The 25,731-nt window shown below is 71.5% G+C and carries 22 protein-coding genes and 1 pseudogene; 10 read left to right on the top strand and 13 right to left on the bottom strand.

What is annotated here, in order from left to right; translation table 11 throughout:
* The first annotated feature begins 56 nt into the window (after positions 1-56).
* The 3 genes from sph (at position 57) to ACWD0Y_RS03165 (ending at position 2,960) form a co-directional block, all read left to right on the top strand.
* Positions 57-1,076, top strand: a complete 1,020-nt coding sequence (sph, locus tag ACWD0Y_RS03175) for a sphingomyelin phosphodiesterase (protein WP_450258759.1) — start codon at positions 57-59, stop codon at positions 1,074-1,076.
* A 129-nt stretch (positions 1,077-1,205) separates the two neighbouring features.
* The gene (locus ACWD0Y_RS03170) at positions 1,206-1,886 is read left to right on the top strand and encodes an NAD(P)-binding protein (RefSeq protein WP_450258758.1); all 681 of its coding nucleotides are present in this window, start codon (positions 1,206-1,208) and stop codon (positions 1,884-1,886) included.
* Positions 1,887-1,964: 78 nt separating this feature from the next.
* Positions 1,965-2,960, top strand: coding sequence for a cation diffusion facilitator family transporter (locus ACWD0Y_RS03165; RefSeq protein WP_450258757.1), 996 nt, complete (start codon positions 1,965-1,967; stop codon positions 2,958-2,960).
* 179 nt (positions 2,961-3,139) lie between these two features.
* Here the strand turns inward: ACWD0Y_RS03165 and ACWD0Y_RS03160 are convergent, their stop codons facing one another.
* Both ACWD0Y_RS03160 and ACWD0Y_RS03155 read right to left on the bottom strand, forming a co-directional pair.
* The gene (locus ACWD0Y_RS03160) at positions 3,140-4,690 is read right to left on the bottom strand and encodes a substrate-binding domain-containing protein (protein ID WP_450258756.1); all 1,551 of its coding nucleotides are present in this window, start codon (positions 4,688-4,690) and stop codon (positions 3,140-3,142) included.
* A gap of 553 nt (positions 4,691-5,243) precedes the next feature.
* Positions 5,244-5,468 (bottom strand): annotated as a pseudogene (locus tag ACWD0Y_RS03155) (Appr-1-p processing protein); the annotation flags it as partial.
* Between the two features lie 121 nt (positions 5,469-5,589).
* On the opposite strand from ACWD0Y_RS03155, the gene ACWD0Y_RS03150 reads away from it, so the two are divergent.
* Positions 5,590-6,318: a MerR family transcriptional regulator gene (locus ACWD0Y_RS03150; protein ID WP_450258755.1), complete on the top strand. Its 729-nt coding sequence runs from the start codon at positions 5,590-5,592 to the stop codon at positions 6,316-6,318.
* A gap of 45 nt (positions 6,319-6,363) precedes the next feature.
* On the opposite strand, the gene ACWD0Y_RS03145 is transcribed toward ACWD0Y_RS03150, so the two are convergent.
* The 5 genes from ACWD0Y_RS03145 to ACWD0Y_RS03125 are packed head-to-tail and all read right to left on the bottom strand — an operon-like array spanning position 6,364 to position 12,315.
* Positions 6,364-8,538, bottom strand: a complete 2,175-nt coding sequence (locus ACWD0Y_RS03145; protein ID WP_450258754.1) for a 3-hydroxyacyl-CoA dehydrogenase NAD-binding domain-containing protein — start codon at positions 8,536-8,538, stop codon at positions 6,364-6,366.
* Positions 8,539-8,573: 35 nt separating this feature from the next.
* Positions 8,574-9,788 carry an acetyl-CoA C-acetyltransferase gene (locus ACWD0Y_RS03140; protein WP_450258753.1) on the bottom strand — a complete coding sequence of 405 codons (1,215 nt, stop codon included), beginning with the start codon at positions 9,786-9,788 and terminating at the stop codon, positions 8,574-8,576.
* Between the two features lie 59 nt (positions 9,789-9,847).
* Positions 9,848-10,990 carry an acyl-CoA dehydrogenase family protein gene (locus tag ACWD0Y_RS03135; protein WP_450258752.1) on the bottom strand — a complete coding sequence of 381 codons (1,143 nt, stop codon included), beginning with the start codon at positions 10,988-10,990 and terminating at the stop codon, positions 9,848-9,850.
* Positions 10,991-10,999: 9 nt separating this feature from the next.
* Positions 11,000-11,170, bottom strand: a complete 171-nt coding sequence (locus ACWD0Y_RS03130) for a hypothetical protein (RefSeq protein WP_450258751.1) — start codon at positions 11,168-11,170, stop codon at positions 11,000-11,002.
* The gene (locus tag ACWD0Y_RS03125; RefSeq protein WP_450258750.1) at positions 11,170-12,315 is read right to left on the bottom strand and encodes a CaiB/BaiF CoA transferase family protein; all 1,146 of its coding nucleotides are present in this window, start codon (positions 12,313-12,315) and stop codon (positions 11,170-11,172) included. The genes ACWD0Y_RS03130 and ACWD0Y_RS03125 overlap by 1 nt, the downstream gene beginning before the upstream one ends.
* Positions 12,316-12,447: 132 nt before the next feature.
* Here ACWD0Y_RS03125 and ACWD0Y_RS03120 point away from each other — a divergent pair, with 132 nt between their 5' ends.
* Positions 12,448-13,674: a saccharopine dehydrogenase family protein gene (locus tag ACWD0Y_RS03120; protein ID WP_450258749.1), complete on the top strand. Its 1,227-nt coding sequence runs from the start codon at positions 12,448-12,450 to the stop codon at positions 13,672-13,674.
* On the opposite strand, the gene mmpA is transcribed toward ACWD0Y_RS03120, so the two are convergent.
* Both mmpA and ACWD0Y_RS03110 read right to left on the bottom strand, forming a co-directional pair.
* A complete protein-coding gene (gene mmpA / locus ACWD0Y_RS03115) occupies positions 13,661-13,885 on the bottom strand; it encodes a morphogenic membrane protein MmpA (RefSeq protein WP_450258748.1) in 225 nt (74 codons plus the stop codon). The genes ACWD0Y_RS03120 and mmpA overlap by 14 nt on opposite strands.
* A 51-nt stretch (positions 13,886-13,936) precedes the next feature.
* Positions 13,937-14,638, bottom strand: a complete 702-nt coding sequence (locus ACWD0Y_RS03110; protein ID WP_450258747.1) for an endonuclease V — start codon at positions 14,636-14,638, stop codon at positions 13,937-13,939.
* 33 nt (positions 14,639-14,671) lie between these two features.
* On the opposite strand from ACWD0Y_RS03110, the gene ACWD0Y_RS03105 reads away from it, so the two are divergent.
* Complete coding sequence (locus ACWD0Y_RS03105) at positions 14,672-14,971, top strand: YciI family protein (protein WP_450258746.1); 300 nt, start codon at positions 14,672-14,674, stop codon at positions 14,969-14,971.
* A gap of 20 nt (positions 14,972-14,991) precedes the next feature.
* Here the strand turns inward: ACWD0Y_RS03105 and ACWD0Y_RS03100 are convergent, their stop codons facing one another.
* Entirely contained in the window at positions 14,992-16,080 is a 1,089-nt protein-coding gene (locus tag ACWD0Y_RS03100) for a WD40/YVTN/BNR-like repeat-containing protein (RefSeq protein ID WP_450258745.1), read from the bottom strand.
* Positions 16,081-16,253: 173 nt separating this feature from the next.
* On the opposite strand from ACWD0Y_RS03100, the gene ACWD0Y_RS03095 reads away from it, so the two are divergent.
* The 3 genes from ACWD0Y_RS03095 to ACWD0Y_RS03085 all read left to right on the top strand — a co-directional run bounded on the left by ACWD0Y_RS03095 (position 16,254) and on the right by ACWD0Y_RS03085 (position 19,875).
* A complete protein-coding gene (locus ACWD0Y_RS03095) occupies positions 16,254-16,670 on the top strand; it encodes an SsgA family sporulation/cell division regulator (protein ID WP_450258744.1) in 417 nt (138 codons plus the stop codon).
* Between the two features lie 324 nt (positions 16,671-16,994).
* A complete protein-coding gene (locus ACWD0Y_RS03090) occupies positions 16,995-18,632 on the top strand; it encodes an ABC-F family ATP-binding cassette domain-containing protein (RefSeq protein WP_450258743.1) in 1,638 nt (545 codons plus the stop codon).
* Positions 18,633-18,900: 268 nt separating this feature from the next.
* A complete protein-coding gene (locus tag ACWD0Y_RS03085; protein ID WP_450258742.1) occupies positions 18,901-19,875 on the top strand; it encodes an acyl-ACP desaturase in 975 nt (324 codons plus the stop codon).
* Positions 19,876-20,072: 197 nt separating this feature from the next.
* Here the strand turns inward: ACWD0Y_RS03085 and ACWD0Y_RS03080 are convergent, their stop codons facing one another.
* The 3 genes from ACWD0Y_RS03080 to ACWD0Y_RS03070 form a co-directional block, all read right to left on the bottom strand.
* Positions 20,073-21,668 (bottom strand): GMC family oxidoreductase, encoded by a 1,596-nt coding sequence (locus tag ACWD0Y_RS03080; RefSeq protein WP_450258741.1) that lies wholly within the window; start codon positions 21,666-21,668, stop codon positions 20,073-20,075.
* Between the two features lie 89 nt (positions 21,669-21,757).
* Positions 21,758-22,000 carry a WhiB family transcriptional regulator gene (locus ACWD0Y_RS03075; protein WP_450258740.1) on the bottom strand — a complete coding sequence of 81 codons (243 nt, stop codon included), beginning with the start codon at positions 21,998-22,000 and terminating at the stop codon, positions 21,758-21,760.
* A gap of 69 nt (positions 22,001-22,069) precedes the next feature.
* Positions 22,070-23,059, bottom strand: coding sequence for a multicopper oxidase domain-containing protein (locus ACWD0Y_RS03070; protein ID WP_450258739.1), 990 nt, complete (start codon positions 23,057-23,059; stop codon positions 22,070-22,072).
* 173 nt (positions 23,060-23,232) lie between these two features.
* Here ACWD0Y_RS03070 and ACWD0Y_RS03065 point away from each other — a divergent pair, with 173 nt between their 5' ends.
* Entirely contained in the window at positions 23,233-25,722 is a 2,490-nt protein-coding gene (locus ACWD0Y_RS03065; protein WP_450258738.1) for a ThuA domain-containing protein, read from the top strand.
* Positions 25,723-25,731: the final 9 nt, after the last annotated feature.

The following is a 25,731-nucleotide window of genomic DNA, read 5'->3' as shown; positions in this document are numbered from 1 at the left end:
CGGCTGATTTGATGTGCGGCGCTGATCATCACCGCCCACCCGAAACGGGAGTTCCAGTGCCGCATTCCGTGCTCCGCCGTACCCCTGGCGCAGCCCTGGCCACCGCACTCGCGGCCGCCACACTCGCCGCGACCGCCCCGTCCGCCTCCGCCGCCCCGATGACTCCGGTGGCCCCGGCGGCTCCGGCCGCCGCCGAGGTGCCGTCGCTGAAGGTGCTGTCGTACAACGCCTTCCTCTTCAGCAAGAACCTCTACCCCAACTGGGGCCAGGACCACCGGGCGAAGGCCATCCCGGCGGCCCCCTTCTTCCAGGGCAACGACGTCGTCGTCGTCCAGGAGGCCTTCGACAACGGCGCCTCGGACGCGCTGAAGAGCAACGCCGCCGCGCAGTACCCGTACCAGACACCGGTGATGGGCCGCAGCAAGGACGGCTGGGACGCGACCGGCGGGTCCTACTCCGCCACGACTCCGGAGGACGGCGGGGTCGCGGTGCTCAGCAAGTGGCCGGTCGTGCGCAAGGAGCAGTACGTCTACAAGGACGCGTGCGGCGCCGACTGGTACTCCAACAAGGGCTTCGTGTACGCCGTGCTGAACGTGAACGGCGCGTCGGTCCACGTCGTCGGCACGCACGCCCAGTCGACCGACCCGGGCTGCGGCGCGGGCGAGGCCGCCCTGATGCGCAGCCGGCAGTTCAAGGCGATCGACGCCTTCCTCGACGGCAAGAACATCCCCGCGTCCGAGCAGGTGATCGTCGCGGGCGACTTCAACGTCGACTCGCACAGCCCCGAGTACGCCACGATGCTCGCCGACGGCGGCCTGAGCGACGCCGACGCGCGCACCGGGCACCCGTACTCCTTCGACACCGCCGACAACTCGATCGCGTCCGAGCGCTACCCGGACGACCCCCGCGAGGACCTCGACCACGTCCTGCACCGCGCCGGGCACGCCAGGCCGCAGGGCTGGACGAACGAGGTGATCAAGGAGCGGAGCGCGCCCTGGACCGTCTCCAGCTGGGGCAGGCAGTACACGTACACCAATCTGAGCGACCACTACCCGGTCGTGGCGGGCAGCCGCTGACCGCACTCCTGCGGTCACGTCCCTGCGGGCCGATGTCACACTCCGCGCCGCCCCGTCCGTTTTGGTGAGCAGAGGACCGGAACGGACGGGACGAAGGAGAAGGACACGCCCGGGGACGGAAAGGCGACCGTGATCGGCGGCGGAGTGGCGGGGCTGGTCTCCGCCGTCGCCTGCGCCGAGGCGGGCGTGCGCGTGGACCCGTACGAGGCGCACGGATCGCTCGGCGGGCGAGGGAGGGCCACGCCCGCGCCGTACGTCGCCCATGAGGACCCGCACGTCTTCTACAGCGATCTGCCGCACTGGAAGTGGCTCACCGGTCGCGGTCTGACCGGACCGGTCGCGCTGCCGCCGCTGCGCCGGGCCGAGGCCGGATTCGTGCGCGACGGACGGCTGCGGCTCGTGCCGCCCGCCGGGCTGGCGCGGATGGTGCTGCCGGGCCGTCCGCGCACCGCGCCGGTCGACGAGACCTTCCACGCCTGGGCGTCCCGGCGGTACGGCGAGAGCACCGCGCGGGCGGCGGCCAACGCGCTCGGCGTGCGGTGCGCAGCGACCGGCGGGACCGGCTGGTGGCGGACGACCTGGCAGCGTACGGCCACGGCGAAGGGCCGGACCGGGGCGCTCGGCCTGCCGGGGGCGACCTGGCGGGGCCGTCCGGCGATCGACCGGGGCGACGGGGTGTTCCTGGCGGGGGACATGGCGGCCGCGCCCGGTGTGCGCGGGGAGATCGCGATCTTCAGCGGGATCCGGGCGGCGGAGGGCGCGGTGCGGGCGGTGCGGGCGGCCCGCGCGGCGCGTTCCGGAGCGGCGTAGTCGCGAGGGGTTCGCACCTGGTCACGGGCGGTTGTTCGGCAGTGGCTGCAAGGGAGTTGATGTGCCACTGTGAGGTGCATGACGGGTCACGGACACGGACACGGACACCATCATCACCATGGCCGTCAGGACCGGGTCGACTCCGCGCTCGAAGGGTCGTCGGCCGGACTGCGAACCCTCTGGTTCTCCTTCGCCGTGCTCGCGGCGACCACCGTCGCCCAGGCCGTGGTCGCCGCCCTCTCGGGGTCGGTCGCGCTGCTCGGCGACACCGTCCACAACGCCACCGACGCCCTGACCGCCGTGCCCCTCGCCGTCGCCTTCCTGCTGGGGCGGCGTGCGGCGACCCGCCGCTACACCTACGGCTTCGGGCGGGCCGAGGACCTGGCGGGCGTGTTCGTGGTGCTGGTGATCGCGGCCTCCGCGGTGTTCGCCGGGTACGAGGCGGTGCGGCGCCTCCTCGAACCGCAGGAGGTCGGCCACCTCCCCGCCGTCGCCGCGGCCGGCCTGATCGGCTTCGCGGGCAACGAGTGGGTGGCGCGGGCCCGTATCCGTACCGGCAGGAGGATCGGCTCCGCCGCGCTGGTCGCCGACGGGATGCACGCCCGCACCGACGGGTTCACCTCCCTCGCCGTACTGCTGGGCGCGGGCTGTTCGGCTCTCGGCTGGCGCTACGCCGACCCGCTGATCGGGCTTGTGATCATGGTCGCGATCGTGCTGGTGCTGCGGGGTACGGCCCGGGAGATCTGGCACCGGCTGATGGACGCGGTCGATCCGGCGCTGGTGGACGAGGCCGAGCACGCGCTCTCCCATGTCGAGGGCGTGCGGGCGGTGGGGGCCGTCCGCATGCGGTGGCTCGGCCACAGCCTGCGCGCCGAGACGTCCGTGGTGGTCGATCCGGATCTGACGGTGGTCCAGGCGCACGCGGTGGCGGTGGCCGCGGAACACGCGCTGCTGCACGCGGTGGAGCGGCTGGCCTGCGCCACCGTGCACGTGGATCACGCCCCGCAGACGGCGGCTCCCGACCCGCACGCCACTCTGGCCCACCATTTCGCCCCGGCCGTGCCCTCCCGGTGACGCGTGCGGCGGCAGACGCGCCTGTGCGGCTCCGTCACCCACGGAGCCACGGAGCCACGGAGCCCAGGAGCCACGGATCCCAGGACGGAGAGCAGCGCCTGGAACGGCAACAGCGGCGGCGGTGTACGGATCGCGCCGGGGCCGGACGGCGGGCGCCCCTCTCTCGAAGCGTCCTTCCGCTAGGCCGGGCGGCAGAGCAGCGGCTTCGCCAGTTCGGAGCAGGGCCGGTGCCCGTGGGAGCGGAGGATGTCCCTGCCGACCTCGTCGGCCAGGTAGCGCAGGAAACCGGCGGCGACGGAGTCGGCGGGCGGCTCTCCGTAGGTGTACGCGAACTCGGTCTGCCAGTACGGGTACGCGCCCTCGTCGGCGCCTTCCAGCGTGGCCGAATACCCGTCGATGCGCACCTGCTGGAGGTCGTCGTGCGTGAGCGCGGCGCCGACCTCGCTGTGGCCGAGGGCTCCGGGGGTCGTGGACACGGTGTTCAGGAGGGTGCGGGTGTCGTCGACCTCGCAGCGGCCCGGCCTGTTCTCCTCCATGGCCGCGCAGTCGCCCTCCGTGACCTTCATCGGTTCCTCGCCGTCCAGGACCTGATGGACGAGCGTGGCCCGGGTGCCGGAGCCGGGGTTGCGGCTGATGAGGTGGATGGGGAGGGGGTTGCCGTTCACCTGGCTCCAGTTGGTGACCTTCCCGGCGTAGATCTGCCGGACCTGCTTCAGGGACAGGTCCTGGATTCCGGCGTCCTTGTTGACGACCAGGGTGAACAGGGACAACGCGACGGGTCTGGGCAGCAGTTGCGGGCGGCGGTCGCTCTTGGCCCCGTCGGTGAACGCCAGCCGGTCGGGGAGCCCGTGGCTGCCCAGGTCCTTCGCGTCCTTGCCCGCGGTGGCGAGCGCGTCGAGTCCGGCGACGCTGCCCTTGAACGAGTTCTCCGTAATGGGGATACGGGCGTCCGGACACGTCTTCTCGTACTGCTTCGCGGCCTGCCGGACCACGGGCTCGAAAGCGGTGGAACCGACGAGTGTCAGTGTGCCCTTGGCGCAGTCCAGAGGGGCGGCCTGGACGTTTTCCCTGGTGAACGTGGTGAAGGACTGGGCGGCCGCCACGAGGACCAGGAGTGCGATGAACACCATGACCGGCTTCGAGGCGAACGTGTGGCTCGCGGTCCTCTTGATCCTCCCGCCGCGCACCCCGCCCTTGACGCCCGCCACGATCACCGGGTCGGGGAACTCCTGCCCCGCCGCGGACGCCGGGTCGCGTTCCAGGACGGCGAGGACCTTGTAGTGGGCGCCGCGGTTGAGGGGCACCCTGGGCAGCTCGATGAGGCCGTCGCTGGTCCGCAGGCCGGCGGCTCCCTCGAAGCAGGGGCCCAGGTAGTCGTGGCTGAGTTCGGTCACGACCATGCCGACGACGCGGCGGCCCGGGAAGCTGGCCCGTACGCCGACCTGGTCGTCGTCGCGTACGACGTAGTCGCCCGCGTCGATCAGGGTCCAGCCGCTGTTCTGGATGCGCAGCAGCACGAACGACGGGTCGAGCAGCGGGGTGTCGTTCCGCCGCATCTGCTGCAGCACTCCGGCGTACGGGGAGTTGGCCGCGTCCGTCGCGGTGGTGTCCATCTGCACCCGGTAGCCGAGCCTCTTGCGGCCGACGAGCGCGAACTCCCACGTGGCCGCGAGCACGGGGATCGCCAGGCCGAGGACGGCGATCGCTGACTCCCAGGGGAAACCGTTCACCGCCGACTCCCGATGATTCGATGCCTGATGACTGAACGCGTTGGTGCGGAGTGGTCAAAGTTACGAGTGCGGTCGTGAGGCGACCAGGCGTACCGAGGTCCTCCAGAGCAAGTTCACCGAGGTGTCATCCGGGGAGGCGGCCGTTCGCCCGCTGTTGGCCCGCCCGTGGTTGTGGGCGTGCGCACGTGGGGGCGTGCGTGGCTGCGGGCGCCCGTAGGCGTGGGCGTACGTGACGGTGGACGCCCGCAGTTGGGGGCGTGCGCGCCCCGGGCCCCGCCGGGCAGGGGGGAGAACACCCCGGGCATCCGGCCTCGGCGCGCACCGCGGCCGTTGGCCGGCCGGGCGACGGCCACGCCGGCTTCCGGCACCACCCGCAGACAGCCGTACTGCCCGACCGGCGCGCCGTCGTGGCCGGACCCCGGCGTACCGGACCCGTCGTACGGCGTCCGGCCGAGGCCCCGGCCGCGCCCCCTCGGGCCGCTCAGTCGTGGTCGTAGACCGTGACCGCGATGCCCCGCCCCACCAGCCGCTCCGCTATCAGCGGGGTGGACGGCGGCTCGGCCCGCACGAACTGCACCGCGCCCAGGCCGAAGTCGTTGGCGGCCCGCTCCCGGTGCCGGCGCCGGTACGCCGCCTCCGGCTCGGACCAGCGGCGGGACGCCGCCACCACGAAGCCCTTGCCCCAGCCGCCCAGGTCGTTGCAGACATGCGCGATGATCTTGACACCCTTGCCCTGCGGCGCGGTGGCGTCCCCCCGTACGTAACAGATCCCGGACATGGCACCACCGTACGGGCCGCCACTGACAGTCGGGTCGTGAAGCTTTCACAACACTGGTGAGACAGCAATACTGTTGTACTGCATCACCGCACGGCAGTGGGACGGGAAGCGAGGCGCAGACATGACGACGGACACCGAGGAGCCGACGCTCACGGTAGACGAGCTGGCCGCACGGGCCGGCGTCACGGTGCGCACGGTCCGCTTCTACAGCACGCGCGGCCTGCTCCCGCCGCCCGTGATCGGTCCGCGCCGCGTCGGCCGCTACGGGCCCGCCCACCTGTCCCGGCTGGCGCTCATCGAGGAGCTCCAGCACCACGGCATGACGCTCGCCGCGATCGAGCGCTACCTGGAGCAGCTGCCGCCCGGCCTGAGCGCGCACGACCTGGCGATCCACCGCGCGCTCGTGGCGACCTGGGCACCCGACTCGGCGGAGGACGCCACCCGCGCGGAGCTGGACCGCCGCGCGGGCCGCTCCCTGACGGAGGAGGACATCGACCGGCTCGCCGCGATGAACGTCCTGGAACGCACGGACACGCCCGGCACCTTCCGCGTCGATCCGGGGCTGCTGGCGCTCGGCACACAGCTGCTCGACGTACCGATAGCGCACGAGACGATACTCGCCGCCCGCACGGTCCTGATGGAGCACACCCGCTCGGCGGCGCACGCGCTGGCGCGGCTCTTCAAGGACGAGGTGTGGAGCCCGTACCGCGAGCGCGAGTCGGATCCGGAGCATGTGAGGGCGATGAAGTCGCTGTCGGCGCACATGCAGCCGATGGTGGTGCAGGCGCTGGTCACGACGTTCCAGCGGTCGCTGAAGGAGGAGTTGCGGGCGGCGTTCGGCGCGGAGTGACCGGGGCGCGGGGCCCCGCGAGGGGACCCCGGCACCCGCAGGCGGTCACGCGTCGCTGAACGTCTCCCCCCGTTCCGCCTTCTCGACCAGCAGCGCCGGCGGCGTGAAGCGCTCGCCGTACGTGGCCGCCAGCTCGCGCGCGCGGGCCACGAAGCCGGGCAGGCCGCCCTCGTACCCGTTGATGTACTGGATCGCGCCGCCCGTCCAGGCCGGGAAGCCGATGCCCATGATGGAGCCGATGTTGGCGTCGGCGACCGACGTCAGCACGCCTTCCTCGAAGCAGCGGACCGTGTCCAGCGCCTCGGAGAAGAGCATCCGCTCCTTCATGTCGGTGAAGGGGATCTCTGCGCCCGGCTTCGTGAAGTGCTCGCGCAGGCCCGGCCACAGGCGGGTGCGCTTCCCGTCCTCGCCGTACTCGTAGAAGCCCGCCCCGCCACTGCGGCCCGTACGCCCGAACTCGTCGACCATGCGGTCGATCACCGCGTCCGACGGGTGCCCCGGCCAGGTGCCGCCCGCCTCCTCGACCGCCCGCTTCGTCTCGCGCCGGATCTTGCGCGGGAGGGTGAGGGTCAGTTCGTCCATCAGGGACAGGACCTTCGCCGGGTAGCCGGCCTGGGCCGCCGCCTGCTCGACGGACGCGGGCTCGATGCCCTCGCCGACCATCGCGACGCCCTCGTTGATGAACTGGCCGATGACGCGCGAGGTGAAGAAGCCGCGCGAGTCGTTGACGACGATCGGGGTCTTCTTGATCCGGCGTACGAGGTCGAAGGCGCGCGCCAGCGCCTCGTCGCCGGTCCGCTCCCCCTTGATGATCTCGACCAGCGGCATCTTGTCGACCGGTGAGAAGAAGTGCAGGCCGATGAAGTCGGCGGGACGCGCGACACCCTCGGCGAGACCGGTGATGGGAAGCGTCGAGGTGTTGGAGCAGAGCAGCGCGTCCGGCTCGACGATGTCCTGGATCTCCTGGAACACCTTGTGCTTGAGCGAGGTGTCCTCGAAGACCGCCTCGATCACGGCGTCGCAGCCCGCCAGGCCGGCCGGGTCGGCGGTCGGCGTGATGCGGGCGAGGAGCGCGTCCCGTTCGGCCTCGGTCGTACGGCCGCGCGAGAGCGCCTTGGCGAGCAGCTTCTCGGAGTACGCCTTGCCCTTGGCGGCGGCTTCGGGCGTCACGTCCTTGAGGACGACCTCGATGCCGGCCCTGGCGCAGGAGTACGCGATGCCCGCGCCCATCATCCCGGCGCCGAGGACCGCGACCTTGCGGACGGGGCGGGGCTCGATGCCCTTCGGGCGGTTGGCACCGGAGTTGACGGCCTGGAGGTCGAAGAAGAACGCCTGGATCATGTTCTTGGCGATCTGCCCGGTGACCAGCTCGGTGAAGTACCGGGCCTCGATGGCCAGCGCGGTCTCGAAGTCGACCTGCGCGCCTTCCACGGCCGCCGCGAGGATGTTGCGCGGGGCGGGGTAGGGGGCGCCCGCCGTCTGCTTCTTGAGGTTGGCGGGGAAGGCGGGGAGGTTCGCGGCGAAGCGCGGGTTGGACGGCGTGCCGCCGGGGATCTTGTAGCCCTTGACGTCCCAGGGCTGCCGGGACTCGGGGTTGGCGTCGATGAAGGCGCGGGCCTTGGCGAGCATCTCGTCGGGCGTGGCGGCGAGTTCGTGGACCAGGCCGTTCTCCAGAGCGCGCCGCGGGCTGTACTGGGTGCCCTGGAGAAGCACCTTCAGCAGCGCGTCGGCGATGCCCATCAGCCGTACGGTACGGGTGACGCCGCCGCTCGCCGGGAGGAGACCGAGCGTGACCTCGGGCAGGCCGATCTTGGAGCCGGGCGCGTCGAGGGCGACGCGGTGGTGGCAGGCGAGCGCGATCTCGTAACCGCCGCCGAGGGCCGCCCCGTTGATGGCGGCGACGACGGGCCTGCCGAGGGTCTCGATGCGGCGCAGGGACGCCTTGATCGCCATACCGGCGTCGAATGCCTGCTGGGCGTTCTCCGGACCGACCTTGATCATGTCCTTGAGGTCGCCGCCCGCGAAGAAGGTCTTCTTGGCGGAGGTGAAGATGATGCCCCTGATCGAGTCCCTCTCGGCCTCCGCGCGGTCGGCGACGGCCGCGATGGAGTCCTTGAAAGCCTGGTTCATGGTGTTCGCGGACTGGTTGGGGTCGTCGAGGACGAGGGTGACGACACCGGTCTCGTCCTGTTCCCAGCGGATGGTGGTGCTCTCGCTCATGAGTTTTCTTCTCCGTAAGGGGTGGGACGGGACGGTCAGAGACGCTCGACGACGGTGGCGATGCCCATGCCGCCGCCGACGCACAGCGTGGCCAGGCCGTACCGCTGGTCACGGCGTTCCAGCTCGTCGATGAGCGTGCCGAGGATCATCGCGCCGGTGGCGCCCAGGGGGTGGCCCATGGCGATGGCGCCGCCGTTGACGTTGACCTTGTCGAGGGAGATGCCCATGTCCTTGACGAAGCGCAGTACGACGCCCGCGAACGCCTCGTTGATCTCGACCAGGTCGATGTCGTCGATGGTCAGGCCCGCCTTGGCGAGTGCCTTGCGGGTGGCGGGCGCGGGGCCGGTCAGCATGATCGTCGGCTCGGAGCCGGAGACGGCGGCCGAGACGATACGGGCGCGGGGGGTGAGGCCGTAGCGCTCGCCGACCGTCTGCGAGCCGATGGCGACGAGAGCCGCGCCGTCGACGATGCCGGACGAGTTGCCCGCGTGGTGCACGTGGTCGATCTCCTCGACCCAGTGGTACTTCTGGAGCGCGACGGCGTCGAAGCCGCCGTGCTCGCCGATCGTCGCGAAGGACGGCTTGAGCGCGCCGAGCGACTCGGCGGTCGTACCGGGGCGCATGTGCTCGTCGTGGTCGAGGACGACGAGGCCGTTGCGGTCCAGGACGGGGACGACGGAACGCCCGAAGCGGCCGTCCTTCCACGCCTCGGCGGCCCGCTCCTGCGACAGCGCGGCGTACGAGTCGACGTCGTGGCGCGTGAAGCCCTCGATGGTGGCGATGAGGTCGGCGCCGATGCCCTGGGGCGCGAAGCCGGTGTCCCAGTTGGTCATCGGGTCCATGGCCCAGGCGCCGCCGTCGGAGCCCATGGGGACGCGTGACATCGACTCGACGCCGCCCGCCAGCACGAGGTCCTCCCAGCCGGAGCGGACCTTCGCCGCCGCCATGTTGACGGCTTCCAGACCCGAGGCACAGAAGCGGTTCTCCTGTACGCCGGCGACGGTGTCGGGCAGCCCGGCCGCGACAGCGGCGGTGCGTGCGATGTCCGAGCCCTGGTCGCCGAGCGGGCTGACGACGCCGAGGACGATGTCGTCGACGGCCGCCGGGTCCAGGCCGGGGAAGCGGCGGCGGACTTCGTGGATGAGGCCGACGACGAGGTCGATCGGCTTGGTGCCGTGCAGGGCGCCATTGGCCTTGCCGCGCCCGCGCGGGGTGCGGATCGCGTCGTACACAAACGCTTCGGTACTCAAGACAGCAGCCTTTCGAGGGGTACGTGACAAAAGCCGGCCGGAGGAGGACCGGGCGGGGGTCAGGCGAGGAGCGAGCGGCCGATGATCTCCTTCATGATCTCGGTCGTGCCGCCGTAGATCGTCTGGATGCGGCCGTCGGTGAAGGCCCTGGCGACGCGGTACTCGGTCATGTAGCCGTAGCCGCCGTGCAGTTGCAGGCAGCGGTCGGCGACGCGCTTCTGGAGCTCGGTGGCCCACCACTTGGCCATCGACGCGTGGACGGCGTCGAGTTCGCCGTTCGAGTGATCGACGATGCAGCGGTCGAGGAAGGTGCGGGTGACGGCGCACTCGGTGGCCATCTCCGCGATCTCGAAGCGGATGTGCTGGAGCTTGGACAGCGGCCGTCCGAACGCCTCGCGCTCCTTGACGTACGCCGTGGTGATCTCCAGCAGGTACTCGGCGGCGGCGATCCCGGCGACCGCGATGCCCATGCGCTCCTGCGCCAGGTTGGTCATCAGGTGGACGAAGGCGCCGTCGAGGTCCCCGAGCAGGTTCTCCTTGGGGACGCGTACGCCGTCGAAGAACAGCTCGGCGGTGTCCTGGGACTTCTGGCCGATCTTGTCGAGGTTGCGCCCGCGCTCGAAGCCCTCGGCGCCGCGCTCCACGACGAGCAGGGACAGGCCCTTCGCTCCGCCCTCGGGCGACGTCTTCGCGACGACGATCACCAGGTCGGCGAGGATGCCGTTGGAGATGAAGGTCTTCGAGCCGTTGAGCACCCAGTGGTCGCCCCGGTCCTCGGCCGTCGTGCGGATGCCCTGGAGGTCGGAGCCCGCGCCCGGCTCGGTCATCGCGATGGCGGTGATCGTCTCACCGGTGCAGAAGCCGGGCAGCCAGCGCCGCTTCTGCTCGTCGGTGGCGAGCCCGGTGAGGTACGGGCCGATGATGTCGTTGTGCAGGCCGAGCGCGAGCCCGGACGCGCCGGCCCGGGTGAACTCCTCGGCGAGTACGGCGCTGTAGCGGAAGTCGGGGTTTCCGCCGCCTCCGTACTCCTCCGGTACGGCGAGACCGAGCAGGCCCTGCCTTCCGGCCGCCAGCCACGCCTCCCGGCTGACGATGCCGTCCTTCTCCCACTGCTCGTAGTACGGCGTGACCTCCTTCGCCAGGAAGGTGCGCACGGTCTCCCGGAAGGCTTCGTGCTCCGCGGTGAAGATCTGACGCTTCAACTGTGCCTCCTACGGCCGGCCCTTGAGGTCCTTGAGGTCCTTGAGGTCCTTGAGGTCCTTGAGGTCCTTGAGGTCCTTGAGGTCCTTGGGGTCCTTGACGGTTTCGATCGGCCCGGCCGGCCCGGGACCGGCGGGAAGGGCGGGGAGGACCGCGCGGCTCAGCGGTACGCGGAGCACCATCAGGCGCCGCCGTCCCCGACGAGCTCCGGCAGGTCCCAGTCCCGCGCCACCTCGGCGGCACCGGCCCCGGGCCGGGCGGGGCCCCGCCGTACGGATCCGGGCGTGGCGGAGAACCGGGGCGCGGGGGCCGGCTGGGTGATCCCGCCGTGGTCGGTGAACGTGGAGCGCGCGGCCAGGTGCGGGTGTGCGGGGGCCTCGCGCAGCGAGAGGACGGGCGCGACGCAGGCGTCCGAGCCCTCGAAGACGGCGGTCCACTCGTCGCGGGTCTTCGCCTTGAAGCGGGTGGCGATCGCTTCGCGCAGCTCGCCCCAGCGGGCCATGTCGCCGCGGGCCCGCGCCTCCTCCGCCCCCAGGCCGAGGAGCTCGGTGAACTCGGCGTAGAACTGCTGCTCCAGCGCGCCGACCGCCATGTACCGGCCGTCGGAGGTCTCGTAGGTGCCGTAGAAGGGGCAGCCGCCGTCGAGCAGGTTGGCCGACCGCCGGTCCTGCCAGCCGCCGGCCGCCAGCATGCCGTGGATCATCGTGGCGAGGTGGGCGGCGCCGTCGACGATCGCGGCGTCGACGACCTGCCCGGTGCCGCCCTCGGTGCGGGCGTGCCGGAGCGCGGCGAGGACGCCGATGACGAGGTAGAGCGAGCCGCCCGCGTAGTCGCCGACGAGGTTCGCGGGGACGGTGGGCGGTTCGTCCGCCCTGCCGGACATGCCGAGGGTGCCGGTGAGGGCGATGTACGCGATGTCGTGCCCGGCGCGCCGCGCGAGCGGGCCCTCCTGGCCCCAGCCCGTCATCCGCCCGTACACGAGCCGCGGGTTGCGGGCCAGACAGGCGTCGGGGCCGACACCGAGACGCTCGGCGACGCCGGGGCGGTAGCCCTCGATGAGGACGTCGGCGCGCTCGGCCAGGCCGAGGACCCGGGCCGGTCCCGTGGCGGACTTGAGGTCGACGATCACCGAGCGCTTGTTGCGGTTGGTGAGGTCGTACGCCGGGTCGACGCCCAGCGCCGCACCGCCGGGGCGGTCCACGCGGACCACGTCGGCGCCGAGGTCCGCGAGGAGCATGGCGGCGAACGGACCGGGGCCGATTCCCGCCAGCTCCACCACGCGCACCCCGTCCAGAGGTCCGCGCGGGCCGTTCCCTGTGGCTGCCATCAAGCCCCCAGCTCTGTGACACAACTGATGTAACATCAATGATGCTAAGAACGCGTTCCACTCAGCACAAGCCCCTGGGGCAAGCAAGCGCTTAGTTCTTTTTACTCCCCGTTGCCGCTAGCCTCTGCCCCCATGAGCGAAACAGTGCCAGGCAGCGGCAGTACGGGGCGCGCGTACGACATCGTGCTCTTCGGGGCGACGGGCTTCGTCGGGGAACTCACCGCGCGGTATCTCGCCGTCCACGCTCCCGCCGGCTGCCGCTGGGCCGTCGCCGGGCGCGACCGCGCGAAGCTGGAGAAGCTGCGCGAGCGGCTCGTGGCGGTCGATCCGGCCTGCGCGACGCTCCCCCTCCTGCACGCCGACGCGTCCGACCCCGCCTCGCTGCGCGAACTCGCCGCGAGCACCCGGGTCCTGGCCACGACGGTGGGCCCCTACATCCAGTACGGCGAGGAGCTCGTCGCCGCCTGCGCGGACGCGGGCACGGACTACGCGGACCTGACGGGCGAGCCGGAGTTCGTCGACCGGATGTACCTCCGGTACGACGCGCGGGCCCGCAGGAGCGGGGCACGGATCGTGCACGCCTGCGGCTTCGATTCGGTCCCGCACGACCTCGGGGTGTACTTCACCGTCAAGCAGCTGCCCGAGGGCGTACCGCTGCGCGTCGACGGATTCGTCCGCTCCCGCGCGATGTTCTCGGGCGGCACCTTCGCCTCCGCGATCACCGCACTGGGGCGGGGGCGGCAGACGCTCCGGACCGCGAAGGAGCGGCGGCTGTCCGAGCCGGGGCCCGTGGGGCGGCGGGCGCGGGCTCCGCTCGGCGGGCCGCGGCGCAGTCGCGAGACGGGGACCTGGGCACTGCCGCTGGCGACCATCGACCCGCAGGTGGTGGTCCGTTCGGCGGCCGCGCTGGAGCGGTACGGCCCGGACTTCCGCTACCGGCACTACGCGTCGGTGAAGTGGCTGCCGGTCGCGGCCGGCTCGGTGGCCGCGGTGGGGGCCGTCTTCGCGCTCGCCCAGTTCCCGGCGGCGCGCGCGTGGCTCATGAGCCGGTACGCGGCGGGCTCGGGCCCCGACGAGGAGCGCAGGGCCAGAAGCTGGTTCACCGTGCGCTTCGTGGGTGAGGGCGGCGGGCGCCGGGTGTTCACCGAGGTGTCGGGCGGCGACCCGGGCTACGACGAGACGGCGAAGATGCTGGCCGAGTCGGTGCTGTGCCTGGCCTTCGACGAGTTGCCCCCGACGTCGGGGCAGGTGACGACGGCGGTGGCGATGGGCGACGCGCTGCTGGAGCGGCTGACGGCGGCCGGGCTGGGGTTCCGGGTCGCGGACGTGCGGGAAACGGCCGGGGTCACTGGCCGGTGACCCAGCCCGCGATGGTGTAGATCATCCCGCCGGTCCAGCCCAGCGCGGCCAGGCCGCCGAGCAGAATGCCCACGTTCGTACGGCGTCCCGCGCGGTGCAGCGTCACGGACTCGGCCGACCGGGGAGGCCGGGGGTACGTGGGGTGTTCCGGGTGCGCGTGCAGGTGCGGGTGCCCCTCGGGGCTCGGGTTCGGATTCGGGTAGGGGCTCATACGATCACCCTGTCCCATCGCCACGGTTCAAACATCCGTACAGGTACTCAGTCACGCGCTTGTTCCGAAACCGGCACCGGCCGCCTCGCGCAGCGCCCGGCGGCACAGGGCGTCCGCCCTGCGGGTCGACTCCGGGAGCCGGAAGCCGGGTGCCAGGCGCAGCGTGTGCGCGCAGGCGTTGTCCAGGCTCACCCGGTGGCCGACGGAGACGAAGACCGGCTTCACGCCGTCCTGGGTACGCACCGCACGGCCGACCTCTTCGCCCGCCCCGTCCAGCAGCGGGGACACCGCGCCGCGGTGGGGGCCCGGCTGCTCGTACGTGAAGGTGAAGGGGTTCTTGGCGACGCCGACGGTCGCGAGCCCCGTCACGACGCCGAGGTGGCTGGCCAGGCCGAAGCGGCGCGGGTGGGCCTGCCCGTACCCGTCGCAGACCACGAGCCCCGGGTCCGTCGACAGCGACGCGAGGGCGGCGAGCACCGTGGGCAGTTCCCGGAACGCCAGCAGACCGGGGACGTACGGGAAGGCGACGCGGCCCACCGCCGTGGCCTCCTCCACCACGGCGAGCGTCGCGGCGTCGAGGACGACGGCCGCCGCGGCGACGATGTCACGCGCGTCGTCGTACGCCACGTCGACACCCGTCACCAGGCCGGTGCCGGGGGGCGGCCCCGGCTCGTCGAGCACCACGCGGGCGCGCAGTTCGTCCTGGATCGCTCGGGCTTCGGCTTCGTCGGCGGGGGAACTCGGGCTCTTCATAGTGGTCAGAAGGGTACGGGTAGCCTGACGATCATGTTTGTACTGGAGCTGACCTACACCGCCCCCGTCGAGCGCGCCGACGAACTGCTCGAAGCGCACATGGCCTGGCTGGACGCGCAGTACGAGGCGGGGGTGTTCGTCGCCTCGGGGCGCAAGGTGCCGCGTGACGGCGGGGTGATCCTTGCCGTCGGGGACGACCGGGGGCAGATCGAGAAGATCGCGGCGGCCGACCCGTTCACGGCGGCGGGGGTCTGCGTGTACCGGATCACCGAGTTCGTGGTGACGAAGACGGCGCCGGGGCTCGCGCCGTACCGGGAGCAGCCGCCCGCGTAGGGGGCAGCCGCTCCCGGTCGTCAGAACTCCAGGCGCGCCACGCGGCCCTTCTCGCCCGACGCCCAGCAGCCGAAGTCCGGCGCGCAGTCGACCGTGTCGTACGAACCGGTGTCGACCGTGCGCCAGTTGCGGCCACCGTCCAGCGTGAGGTCCGTGCCCGTGGGGCCGACCGCCAGTGCGCCGGACCTGGTGTGCGGCAGCCAGGTCACGCCCGAGCGGTACGCCGGCGGCGGGGTCTTCGACCGCTGCCAGCTGCGGCCGCCGTCGCCGGTGACCGCCGCCGCCCGCGGCGATGCCTGGCCGGCGCGGTAGTCGCCGCCGACCGCGATGCCGTGGTCGCGGTCGCGGAAGGCGAGGCCGAAGACGCCCCGCGCCGGGTCGCCCGCCGGGATCGCCGTCTCGGCCGCGGTCCAGGTCAGGCCGCGGTCCGTGGAGTGCAGCACCCGGCCGGCCGCCCCGCCTCCCGTGGCGAGCCATACGTCCCGCGGACCGGAGCTGACCAGGCACTGGCCGCTCGCCGCGAAGCCCGCCTCGCCGCTCTGCGCCGCGGGCATGCCCGCGCTCGGCAGGACCTTCCACGACATGCCGCCGTCGCCGGTGGACAGGATGCGGTACTTGCCGTCGACCGGGTCGCTCATCGCGAGGCCGTTGCGGCTGTCGAAGAAGGTGACGCAGTCGTAGAACGCCTTGGGGTCGGTGTTGCGGAAGCTCTCGGTCCAGCTCGCGCCGCCGTCCCCGGTACGGAAGATCCGGGACGCCTCGCCCTCGCCGATGGCCAGCACCACCGCGCGCCGGCCGTCGAAGGCCTCGATGTCGCGGAACTCCATCTCCCCCGCGCCCGGCGGCGAGACGTCGCGCCAGCTCCGGCCGCCGTCGGCCGTGCGCAGCACCGTGCCCCTGGACCCGGCGACCCACGCGGTCTTCCGGCTGACCGCCGCCAGGCCCCGCAGCCGCACGTCCTCGCCGGTGTCCTTCAGCTGCCAGCCGGGACCGCCCCGCGGTGACCGCGTCTGTACGTCCGCCTGCGCCGGGGCGGCCAGGGCGGCGGCCAGCGCCGCCCCGCACAGTCCCACCGACACCGTCCGTCTCGTCTTCCCCGTACCCCTCATGGCGGTGGAAGCTAGTCCACGCCACCGGCGCCGTCCAGGGCGCGTCTCCAGCCCGCACTCCGGGGAGGCGCTGGTGACGCAGGTCACGTCCCCGTCGCATGCACGGAATCGCGTGTTCTTACGTCTGTCCCTGTGACAGGACACATCGACCGAACCGTGAGAGGGGGCAGGTCTTGTCTCCCGTGATCGAGCAAGCCGTGCAGGCCCGTCTGATCTCGTCCGCGCCCCGGATGGAGATGCTCCCCGCGACCTTGCGGTACGACCGCGCGGAGCCCTTCGCCGTACGCATGACCTTCCCGCCGCCCGCGACCCTGGAGGGTGTCGAGGTGTCCTGGATGTTCGCCCGCGATCTCCTGGCCACGGGCGTGGACACGCGGGCCGGCCTGGGCGACGTACGGGTGCGGCCGTACGGCTACGGGCGGACCGTACTGGAGTTCCACGCCGCCGAGGGCACCGCGATGATCCACGTCCGCACCGCCGATCTGCACCGTTTCCTCCGGCGCGCGCACGCGGTCGTGCCCGCGGGCGACGAGCACCTGCACCTGGACGTCGACCACGACCTGGCCGAACTGCTGCGCGACGCGCTGTGACGAGAGAGCCGGATTAATCGGTTGGCGTCTCCGGAGCCATGACGTACTTTGGTTCTGGCCCTGTTGTCGTCGATCGGAGTGGACGTTGCTCGTCTGAGGTTCTGAGACACCGTGCCGCGCAGCTTCTGCCTGTGCGTGCCGCGTGCGACCTCGGCACTTGAGCCGTCCCTTCCCAGACCGGGCCTTTTCGCAATTCCGCAGCTCTGCGTTCTGCGTTCTGCGTTCCGCGCGAAGATCCCTCGCTCCTTTCCGGCCGCATGTCGCCCACGCCCCGGTGTCTCCACCCGTTGCCCTTGCTCGTTATCCAGCAACCGGGAGGCACTCTTGTCCACCTTCCCCGCCCATCTCACCTGTTCCGCGCTCTCCTTCGGCTGGCCGGACGGGAGCCCCGTGTTCGACGACTTCCAGCTGGCGGTCGGCCCCGGAAGGACCGGCCTGATCGGTCTCAACGGATCAGGGAAGTCAACCCTGTTGCGGCTGATGGCCGGTGAGCTCACCCCCGCCCGCGGGAAGGTCCGGGTGGCCGGTGAGATCGGTTACCTCCCGCAGAACCTGGTCCTCGACACCACGCTGCGCGTGGACGAGGCCCTCGGTATCGCCGGGACACGCGCCGCCCTGCACGCGATCGAGGCGGGCGAGGCGACCGAGGAGAACTTCACGGCCGTCGGTGACGACTGGGACGTCGAGGAGCGCGCCCGCGCCACCCTCGACCAGCTCGGGCTCGTCCGGATCGGCCTCGACCGGACCACCGGCGAGGTGTCGGGCGGCGAGTCGGTGCTGCTGCGGCTGGCCGCGCTGCTGCTGCGCCGCCCCGCCGTCCTCCTCCTCGACGAGCCGACGAACAACCTGGACCGGCGGGCTCGCGAGCACCTGTACACCGCGGTCGAGGCCTGGTCCGGCGTGATGGTCGTGGTCAGCCACGACCGTGAACTGCTGGAGCGCGTCGACCAGATCGCCGAGCTGCGCGAGGGCGAAGTCCGCTGGTACGGCGGGAACTTCTCGGCGTACGAGGAGGCGCTCGCCGTCGAGCAGGAGGCGGCCGAACGCATGGTGCGGGTCGCCGAGGCCGACGTGCACCGGCAGAAGAAGGAGCTGGCCGACGCACAGGTGAAGCTGGCCCGCCGGAAGCGGTACGGGCAGAAGATGTACGACAGCAAGCGCGAACCGAAGATCATCATGAACGCCCGCAAGCGTGCCGCGCAGGAGTCGGCGGGCAAGCACCGCATCATGCACACCGAGAAGCTGGCGGAGGCGAAGGAGCGGCTGAGCGGGGCGGTGGAGGCGGTACGCGACGACGACGAGATCAACGTCGTACTGCCGCACACGACCGTGCATCCGGGGCGCAGGGTGCTGACGCTGCGCGATCTCCACCTGCGGTACGGGGCGCGGATCGACGGCGAGTTCGAGGTGCGCGGCCCCGAGCGGATCGCGCTGACCGGGCGCAACGGTGCGGGCAAGACGACACTGCTGCGCACGGTCACCGGAGAGCTGGAGCCGGTCTCGGGCGAGGCGATCGCGCACGTGCCGCTGCGTTTCCTGCCCCAGCGGCTCGACGTACTGGACGACGGGCTGACGGTGGCCGAGAACGTGGCGGAGTTCGCGCCCTCGGCGACCAACAACGCCATCAGGGCGCGGCTGGCGCGCTTCCTGTTCAAGGGGGCGCGGGCGGACCAGCGGGCGGGGACGCTGTCCGGCGGAGAGCGGTTCCGGGCGACGCTGGCGGCGCTGCTGCTGGCGGAGCCGGCGCCGCAGTTGCTGCTGCTGGACGAGCCGACGAACAACCTGGACATGGCGAGCGTGCGCCGGCTGGTCCAGGCTCTGGAGTCGTACGAGGGGGCGCTGGTCGTGTCGAGCCACGACGAGCCGTTCCTGGAGTCGATCGGGATCACCCGGCGGCTGGAACTGGGACGGGAGCCGGAGCCGGGGCCGGATTCGGGGCCGGGGCCGGACGGCGACTCCTGAGGGGCGCCGCCCGCCGGGCCGGGGGCCGCCGAGTCGTCCGCCGGCCCGGGGCGGGAACCGGTTCTGATTGAAACCGGGGAGTGCGGGAAACCGGGAGGTGACGTGACATGCCTCTCGGTACACCCGCCTGACCTGTGCACATAACTCACCGTAACGGGAGATTGCAAACCAAGACTTGGCTCAGCTCTTACGACCCCCTTAACCTACGGTCACGTAACCTACGAAGCCGTAGGTATTTCTCCCCTCGTCCCCGTCCCCAGGAGCACCCGTGACGATCGCCTCTCCCCAACTCGGCAGTTCGGACGCGTGGACCGACGCCCGGCTGCTGTACGCGCTGGAAGAGGTGGTGGAAAAGGAACTGAACCGCCATCTCAAGGTCGCCAAGGACTGGATGCCGCACGAGTACGTCCCGTTCTCCGACGGCCGTAACTTCCCCGGCATCTTCGACGACGGCCAGGCCTGGGAGCCCGGGCAGTCGAAGGTCACCGACATCGGCAAGATCGCGCTCGTCGTGAACCTGCTGACCGAGGACAACCTCCCCAGCTACCACCACGAGATCGCCTCCCTCTTCGGCCGCGACGGCGCCTGGGGCACTTGGGTGCACCGCTGGACCGCGGAGGAGGGCCGGCACGGCATCGTGATGCGCGACTACCTGCTCACCTCGCGCGCCGTCGACCCGGACAAGCTCGAGGCGTTCCGCATGCAGCACATGTCGGAGGGCTTCGAGTCCGACAACCGCCACTCGATGCTGCACTCCGTGGCGTACGTGGCCTTCCAGGAGCTCGCGACGCGCGTCTCGCACCGCAACACCGGACACCAGTCGGGCGACCCCGTCTGCGACCGCATGCTGGCGCGGATCGCGACCGACGAGAACCTGCACATGGTCTTCTACCGCAACCTGCTGGGTGCGGCCTTCGAGCTCGCCCCCGACCTGACGATGCAGTCGGTGCGCGACGTCGTCGTGAACTTCCGGATGCCCGGACACGGCATGCCGGGCTTCGAGCGGGCCGCCGCGCAGATGGCGATCGGCGAGATCTACAACATGCGCATCCACCACGACGACGTGCTCCAGCCGGTCCTGCGCTACCTGAAGGTCCTGGAGATCGACGGGCTCGGCCCCGAGGGGCTCAAGGCGCAGGAGGAGCTCGGCCTGTACATGAACGGGCTGGACTCCGAAGCGAGCAAGTTCGACGAGAAGCTGGCCGCGCGCAAGGCCCGGATGGCTGCCCGCGCCGCCTCCTGACCGTCCCCGGCTACCAGCCGTACGCCGCCACCACGGCACAGGCCGCGTCACGGACGTCCTGTACCGGGTGGCGGCGCGGCCGTTCCAGCAGGTCGCGCCGGGGACCGGCCCGGCCGGTGCGCCTGCCTCCGCGCCACGGGACTTTGCCCGCACGCGCCGCGTCCGGGCAGGGCCCGGGCCCCTGACGTCCGCGGGCCCTACACCCGCGCGTCCTCACGGATCAGCTCCGCCGCCTTCTCCGCTATCGCCACCGTGGGGGCCTGTGTGTTTCCCCGGGTGATCCGGGGCATCACCGAGGCGTCCACCACCCGAAGCCCCCGCACCCCTCTGACCCGCAGCCGCGGATCGGTCACCGACGCGTCGTCGGCGCCCATGCGGCAGGTGCCCACCGGGTGGTAGAGCGTCTCGGAGGAGTCCCGGATCGCCTGGGCCAGGGCCTCGTCGCCGACGACGCCCGGGTACGGAGCCATCGGGCCCGCCGTGTACGGCGCGAACGCGGGGTCGGCGAAGAGGGCTTCGGCCCGGCGGACGCCCGCCGCCAGGCGGCGCAGGTCGGACTCGTCCGTCAGGTAACACGGATCGATGCGGGGCGCCGAGGTGGCCCGGTCGTCGGTGAGGGTGATGCGGCCCTCGCTCGCGGGCTGGAGCAGGATCACGCCGATCGTGACGCCGTGCTCGGTGGGCGGCGTCAGGCCGTGCTCGACGAACGGCACCGGGGCGTAGATCAACTCGATGTCCGGGGCGGCCAGTTCCGGCGTACTGCGGACGAAGGCGACGGCCTCGCCGACGTTCGAGGTGAGCGGTCCGCGCCCGGCGAGGAGGAAGCGGCCGATGTTGGCGAGCGTGTCCGCGCCGGTCAGGGTGACCGGGAGCGGGCAGCGCATCGTGACCACCGCGGACAGATGGTCCTGGAGGTGGCGGCCCACGTCGGGTGAGGCCGCCCGCAGGGCTATGCCGGTCTCGCGCAGGTGGTCCGGGTCGCCGATGCCCGAGAGCATGAGCAGCTGCGGGGAGCCGATGGCGCCCGCGCTGAGGATCACCTCGCGGCGGGCGCGCAGCACCTTCCCCGCGTCCGCCACCACCCCCGTCGCGCGCGTGCCCTCGAAGGACAGCCGCCGCACCCGGACATCCGTGAGGACGTCCAGGTTCCGGCGGCGCGCCGCCGGCTTGAGGTATCCGTCGGCGGTGCTCCAGCGGCGGCCGGCACGCTGGTTGACCGGGGTCAGGGAGAAGCCGCTGGGGTCGGGGACGTTCAGTTCGGGGAGTTCGGTCAGGCCCGCTGCGCGGCAGGCCCCCAGGAAGGCCGCCGTGGTCGGGTTGGGGTCGCGCGGCGGCGAGATGGACAGCGGCCCCCGGGTCCCGTACACCGAGCGGCCCGCCGTGCTGCCCGTCCACCGCTCCGCCCGCCGGAAGTACGGCACGATCGCGTCGTACGACCACTCGGGGCCCGCCGCCTCGCCCCAGGCGTCGTAGTCGTCGCGGTGACCGCGCACCCACATCATCGCGTTGACCGAGGAACAGCCGCCCAGTGTGTGACCGCGCGGCCAGTACAGCTCGCGGCCGCCCAGTCCGGGCTGCTCGGCGGTGCTGAAGTTCCAGTCGTACGGCGTCTTGAAGAGTTTGGGGAAGGCCGCGGGGATCCGTATCTCGGCCTTGCGGTCCCGGCCGCCCGACTCGACGAGCGCGACCCGCACCGTCGGGTCCTCCGACAGCCGGGCGGCGAGCACACAGCCCGCCGAACCCGCTCCCACGATGACGTAGTCGTACTCGGCCGCTGCCTGCCTGCTGCTCAACACGTCTCCCCGGGCGGTTCGCCGATGGTGCGGACCTCAGCATGGCGGGTGGGGGTCACCCGTGCCAGAGGGCGTGCGGAAGCGGCGCGTCAGCGTGCCCCGCGCCTGAGGCGGAGCCTCTCCTTCTCGGAGAGTCCGCCCCAGACTCCGAACCGTTCGTCGTTCGAGAGGGCGTACTCCAGGCAGGCCACCCGCCCTTCGCAGGCGCCGCAGAGCTGCTTTGCCTCGCGGGTGGAGCTGCCGGGGGCCGGGAAGAAGAACTCGGGCCCGGCCTGGGCGCACAGCGCTGTCTCCTGCCAGGAGAGTTCACGTTCAGTGGTGTTGATCGGCATGCGGCACATCCTGCCCCGGAAGAATCAACATCCGCTGAACGTCCCGTCAACGCGGTCCGCCCGCCGGCGCTAGTGGGCGTGCTCCGCCGGATGGTGCGGCTCGTACCCGGGGATCGTGCCGTCGGCCTTGGCCACCAGGAAGAGCCCGGCCATCCCCATGTCGGAGTGGCTCTGGACGTGGCAGTGGTACATCCAGGCGCCCGCGCCGACGTGTTCGCCCGCGATGATCTGGAAGCCGAAGGAGTCGGCCGGGCCCGTGATCTTGTTGTCGACGATGCGGCTGGGGTCGTCGGGGCCGGTCAGCATGCCGGTCCTGTTGTCGGCCCAGCGATGACCGTGGATGTGGAACGTGTGGTAGAACTCGCCGTGCGTGATCATGACGATCTCCACGCGATCGCCCACCGTGGCCTCGAAATCGGGGCTCTGGTGTCCCGGCCTGTTGTTGATGGTCATGTCGTTGAAGACGATGGTGAAGGTCTTGTCCGGGAGGATGTCGCCCTTGCGGCGCACGATCACGCCGCCGTAGAGGCCCTTGCGGATGCCGCCCGTGCCGTGGTCCGTGCCCACCACGTGGTCGTGGTAGTGCCAGTAACCCGCGCTGCCGGACCGCCAGGTGCCGTCCTTGCGCCGGCCGGGGACGTGGGTGCGCCAGGTGTACGTCCGGGTCCCGCCGGGTTCGACGTGGCTCTTGCTGAGCTTGGTGCCGTCGCTCCCGATCTCGTAGTCCACGCCGTGCACATGGAGGCTGACCGGCACGTCCAGGGTGTTCTCGAACTCGATGTGGACGGTGTCGCCCTCGATCAGCTCGATCAGCGGGCCCGGCACCGACGCCTTGCCCTTCTCGAAGCCGTAGCCCAGCTGCCCGTCGGGCAGTTTCTCGGCGTACATCTTCAGCCGGTGGATCCGGCCGCCGGCCGGTGCGGTCCTCGGCGGGCTCTCGGCCGAGGGAGCCGCCACGGCGGGGGGCGCGGACTCCGCCGCGAGTGACAACGATGTCGCCCCGGTCGCCGCGACCGCCCCGCCCGCCAGGAGCCGTCGGTTGAAGCTACGCCTGTCCATGCCCAACTCCCCACTCGGTACGGAGATTGACGGCCACACCGTAGCGGGGACGACCGAGTTCATCCACACCAAGGACAAAGTTCGCGGTATTCCGGTCATACCTCTTGGCGTGTGGCGAAAAGAGGTCTAGCTTCATCGGCTGTTCCTGTGACCACTGAGGGATGGGTGAAGACATGCATCGCACACCACATCACCGGTCAAGACGCCGACGCGGACTGGCAGCCGCCCTGACGGCCGGAGTTGTCGCATCCGGCCTGCTCGGCGGCGCCGCGGCCTCCGCCCGGCCGTACCCAGAACCTCCGCCCACGACAACGTTGTCCCTCCCCGCGCTGCCGTCTCCGCCCGGCGGCGCGAACGTCCGCGTACTCGTCTTCCACGGCTCGGCGGGCGCCGACGAGTCGCCGACCGTCAACGCCGGCATCGAGGCCATCGAGAAGATCGGGCAGTCCGGCCCCGCCGCGCAGCGTTTCCGCGTGGAGGCCACGGACGACGCCTCCGTCTTCACCACGGCAAGGCTCGGCAGGTTCAACGCCGTCGTCTTCCTGACCGGTGGCGGCGATGTGCTGGACCCGGAGCAGGAGGCGGGCCTGGAGGCGTACATGGAGGCCGGCGGCGGCTTCCTCGGCATCCACGACGCGGCGCGCACCGAGCCGTACTCCGACTGGTTCGGCGGCCTGATCGGCGCCCGGCCCGCCGCGGGCGGACCCACGAACGTACAGCGCGCGACCGTGGAGGTCGGCGACCGGCGGCACCCGGCCACCAAGAACCTGCCGCTCCAGTGGAAGCGGCCCGACAAGTGGCTCAACTGGACGGAGAACCCGTCCGGTGACGTGCACACCGTGGCGCGGGTACGGGAAGCGACGTACACGCCGGGAGCGAGCGCCAACGGCTGGGACCACCCGGTCTCCTGGTGCCGCGACTACGACGGCGGCCGGTCCTTCTACACCGGCATGGGCGGCACGGCCGACTCCTTCCAGGAGACGGACTTCCGCGACCACCTGCGGGGCGCCCTCCAGTGGACGACGCGCATCGCGCGCGCCGACTGCAAGGCGAGCATCGACGCCCACTACAAGGCCGAGCGGATCACCGCGCCCAACCAGCCGGGCCAGTCCGACCAGATCGGCGAACCGCACGGCCTGGTGACCGCGCAGGACGGCCGGGTCATCTACATCGGCCGGGGCGGCGGCGACGGCAACGCGCCCGTGATCACCGACTGGAACAACCCGGACATCGGCAAGGGCCAGGGCCAGATCCACGTCTACGACCCGAAGACGAAGAAGGTGACGCTCGCGGGCGCGCTGACGGTCTTCGGCAACAAGGGCGGCGGCGACGAGCTGGTCAAGAACGAGGAGGGCCTCCTCGGCGTCGAGACCGACCCGGACTTCCTCACCAACGGGTGGGTGTACCTGCACTACACGCCCCACTCGAAGATCAACCGGGACACGCACATGGCCGAGCGCCGCGTCTCCCGCTTCACCCTCGACCTCGCCACCAACAAGCTGGACCTCGCCTCCGAGAAGGTCCTGCTCACGTGGCCGGTCCAGATCCACAGCTGCTGTCACGCGGGCGGCGGCATGGCCTGGGACTCCGAGCAGAACCTGTACATCGCGACGGGCGACAACAACTCGTCCGGATTCAGCGGCGGTTACTCCGGCAACAACCCGGAGCCGAACTTCAAGGGCGTGTCCTTCGCGGACGCCCGCCGCACCGCGGGCAACACCAACAACCTCAATGGCAAGATCCTGCGGATCCACCCCGAGGACGACGGTACGTACACCCTGCCCGAAGGCAACCTCTTCACCGGAGAGGAGCCGGACGAGGGCGGCGGCAAGACGCGCGGCGAGATCTACGTGATGGGTGTGCGCAACCCGGCCCGCATCGCCGTCGACCCGAAGACCGACACCCTGTACGCCGGCTGGGTCGGCCCCGACGCGGGGGCGCCGAGCACCACCTGGGGTCCGGCGAAGTACGACACGTTCGCGGCGATCACCAAGCCGGGCAACCACGGCTGGCCGTACTGCATGGGCAACAACCAGCCCTACCGCGACCGCAATCTGCCCGATCCGAGCAAGCCGCTCGGCTGGTACGACTGCGACGCGCCGAAGAACGAGTCGCCCCACAACGACGGCCTGGTGAACCTGCCGCCCGTCACGCCCAACACCATCTGGTACTCGCCGCAGGGCGGCGGCGTGGACTACCCGCGCGACGCGAACGGCGTGCCCAGCTACAAGCAGGAGGAGCAGAAGCTGCTGCTGCCGTGGCTCAAGGGCGGCGGCCAGGCGACCATGAACGGCCCGGTCTACCGCTACGACGAGGCGAATGACAGCAAGGACAAGTGGCCCGCGTACTGGGACGGCAAGTGGTTCGTCGGTGACTTCTACGACGGCGACCAGCCCCGCCACGCGGTGCTGACCGACCCGAAGACCGTCGGCAACGGCGGGCTGCCCACGCACGCCGAGTCCCTCAAGAAGATCGTCCCGGTGGGCGCGAACGGCATCCGCAACCTCATGGACTGGAAGTTCGCGCCGGACGGCTCGCTCTACGTCCTCGACTACGGGCGCGGTTTCTTCACCTCGGACTCCAAGTCGGCGCTGTGGCGCGTGACGTACAAGGGCGGCGGGCCGACACCGGCCGCCGGGGACCTGGCCAGGAAGGCGGAGTAGGCAGTGAAG

It is taken from the genome of Streptomyces altiplanensis (assembly GCF_053591575.1).
This window is presented reverse-complemented; position numbering and strand designations above follow the sequence as displayed.

Coding starts and splice junctions, on each gene's coding strand:
- ACWD0Y_RS03110 (WP_450258747.1), bottom strand. CDS start 14,638: ATGAAGAGCCCGAGTTCCCCCGCCGACGAAGCCGAAGCCCGAGCGATC.
- ACWD0Y_RS03070 (WP_450258739.1), bottom strand. CDS start 23,059: ATGGACAGGCGTAGCTTCAACCGACGGCTCCTGGCGGGCGGGGCGGTC.
- mmpA (WP_450258748.1), bottom strand. CDS start 13,885: ATGAGCCCCTACCCGAATCCGAACCCGAGCCCCGAGGGGCACCCGCAC.
- ACWD0Y_RS03075 (WP_450258740.1), bottom strand. CDS start 22,000: ATGCCGATCAACACCACTGAACGTGAACTCTCCTGGCAGGAGACAGCG.
- ACWD0Y_RS03150 (WP_450258755.1), top strand. CDS start 5,590: ATGACGACGGACACCGAGGAGCCGACGCTCACGGTAGACGAGCTGGCC.
- ACWD0Y_RS03130 (WP_450258751.1), bottom strand. CDS start 11,170: ATGGTGCTCCGCGTACCGCTGAGCCGCGCGGTCCTCCCCGCCCTTCCC.
- ACWD0Y_RS03100 (WP_450258745.1), bottom strand. CDS start 16,080: ATGAGGGGTACGGGGAAGACGAGACGGACGGTGTCGGTGGGACTGTGC.
- ACWD0Y_RS03105 (WP_450258746.1), top strand. CDS start 14,672: ATGTTTGTACTGGAGCTGACCTACACCGCCCCCGTCGAGCGCGCCGAC.
- ACWD0Y_RS03065 (WP_450258738.1), top strand. CDS start 23,233: ATGCATCGCACACCACATCACCGGTCAAGACGCCGACGCGGACTGGCA.
- ACWD0Y_RS03120 (WP_450258749.1), top strand. CDS start 12,448: ATGAGCGAAACAGTGCCAGGCAGCGGCAGTACGGGGCGCGCGTACGAC.
- ACWD0Y_RS03125 (WP_450258750.1), bottom strand. CDS start 12,315: ATGGCAGCCACAGGGAACGGCCCGCGCGGACCTCTGGACGGGGTGCGC.
- ACWD0Y_RS03145 (WP_450258754.1), bottom strand. CDS start 8,538: ATGAGCGAGAGCACCACCATCCGCTGGGAACAGGACGAGACCGGTGTC.
- ACWD0Y_RS03165 (WP_450258757.1), top strand. CDS start 1,965: ATGACGGGTCACGGACACGGACACGGACACCATCATCACCATGGCCGT.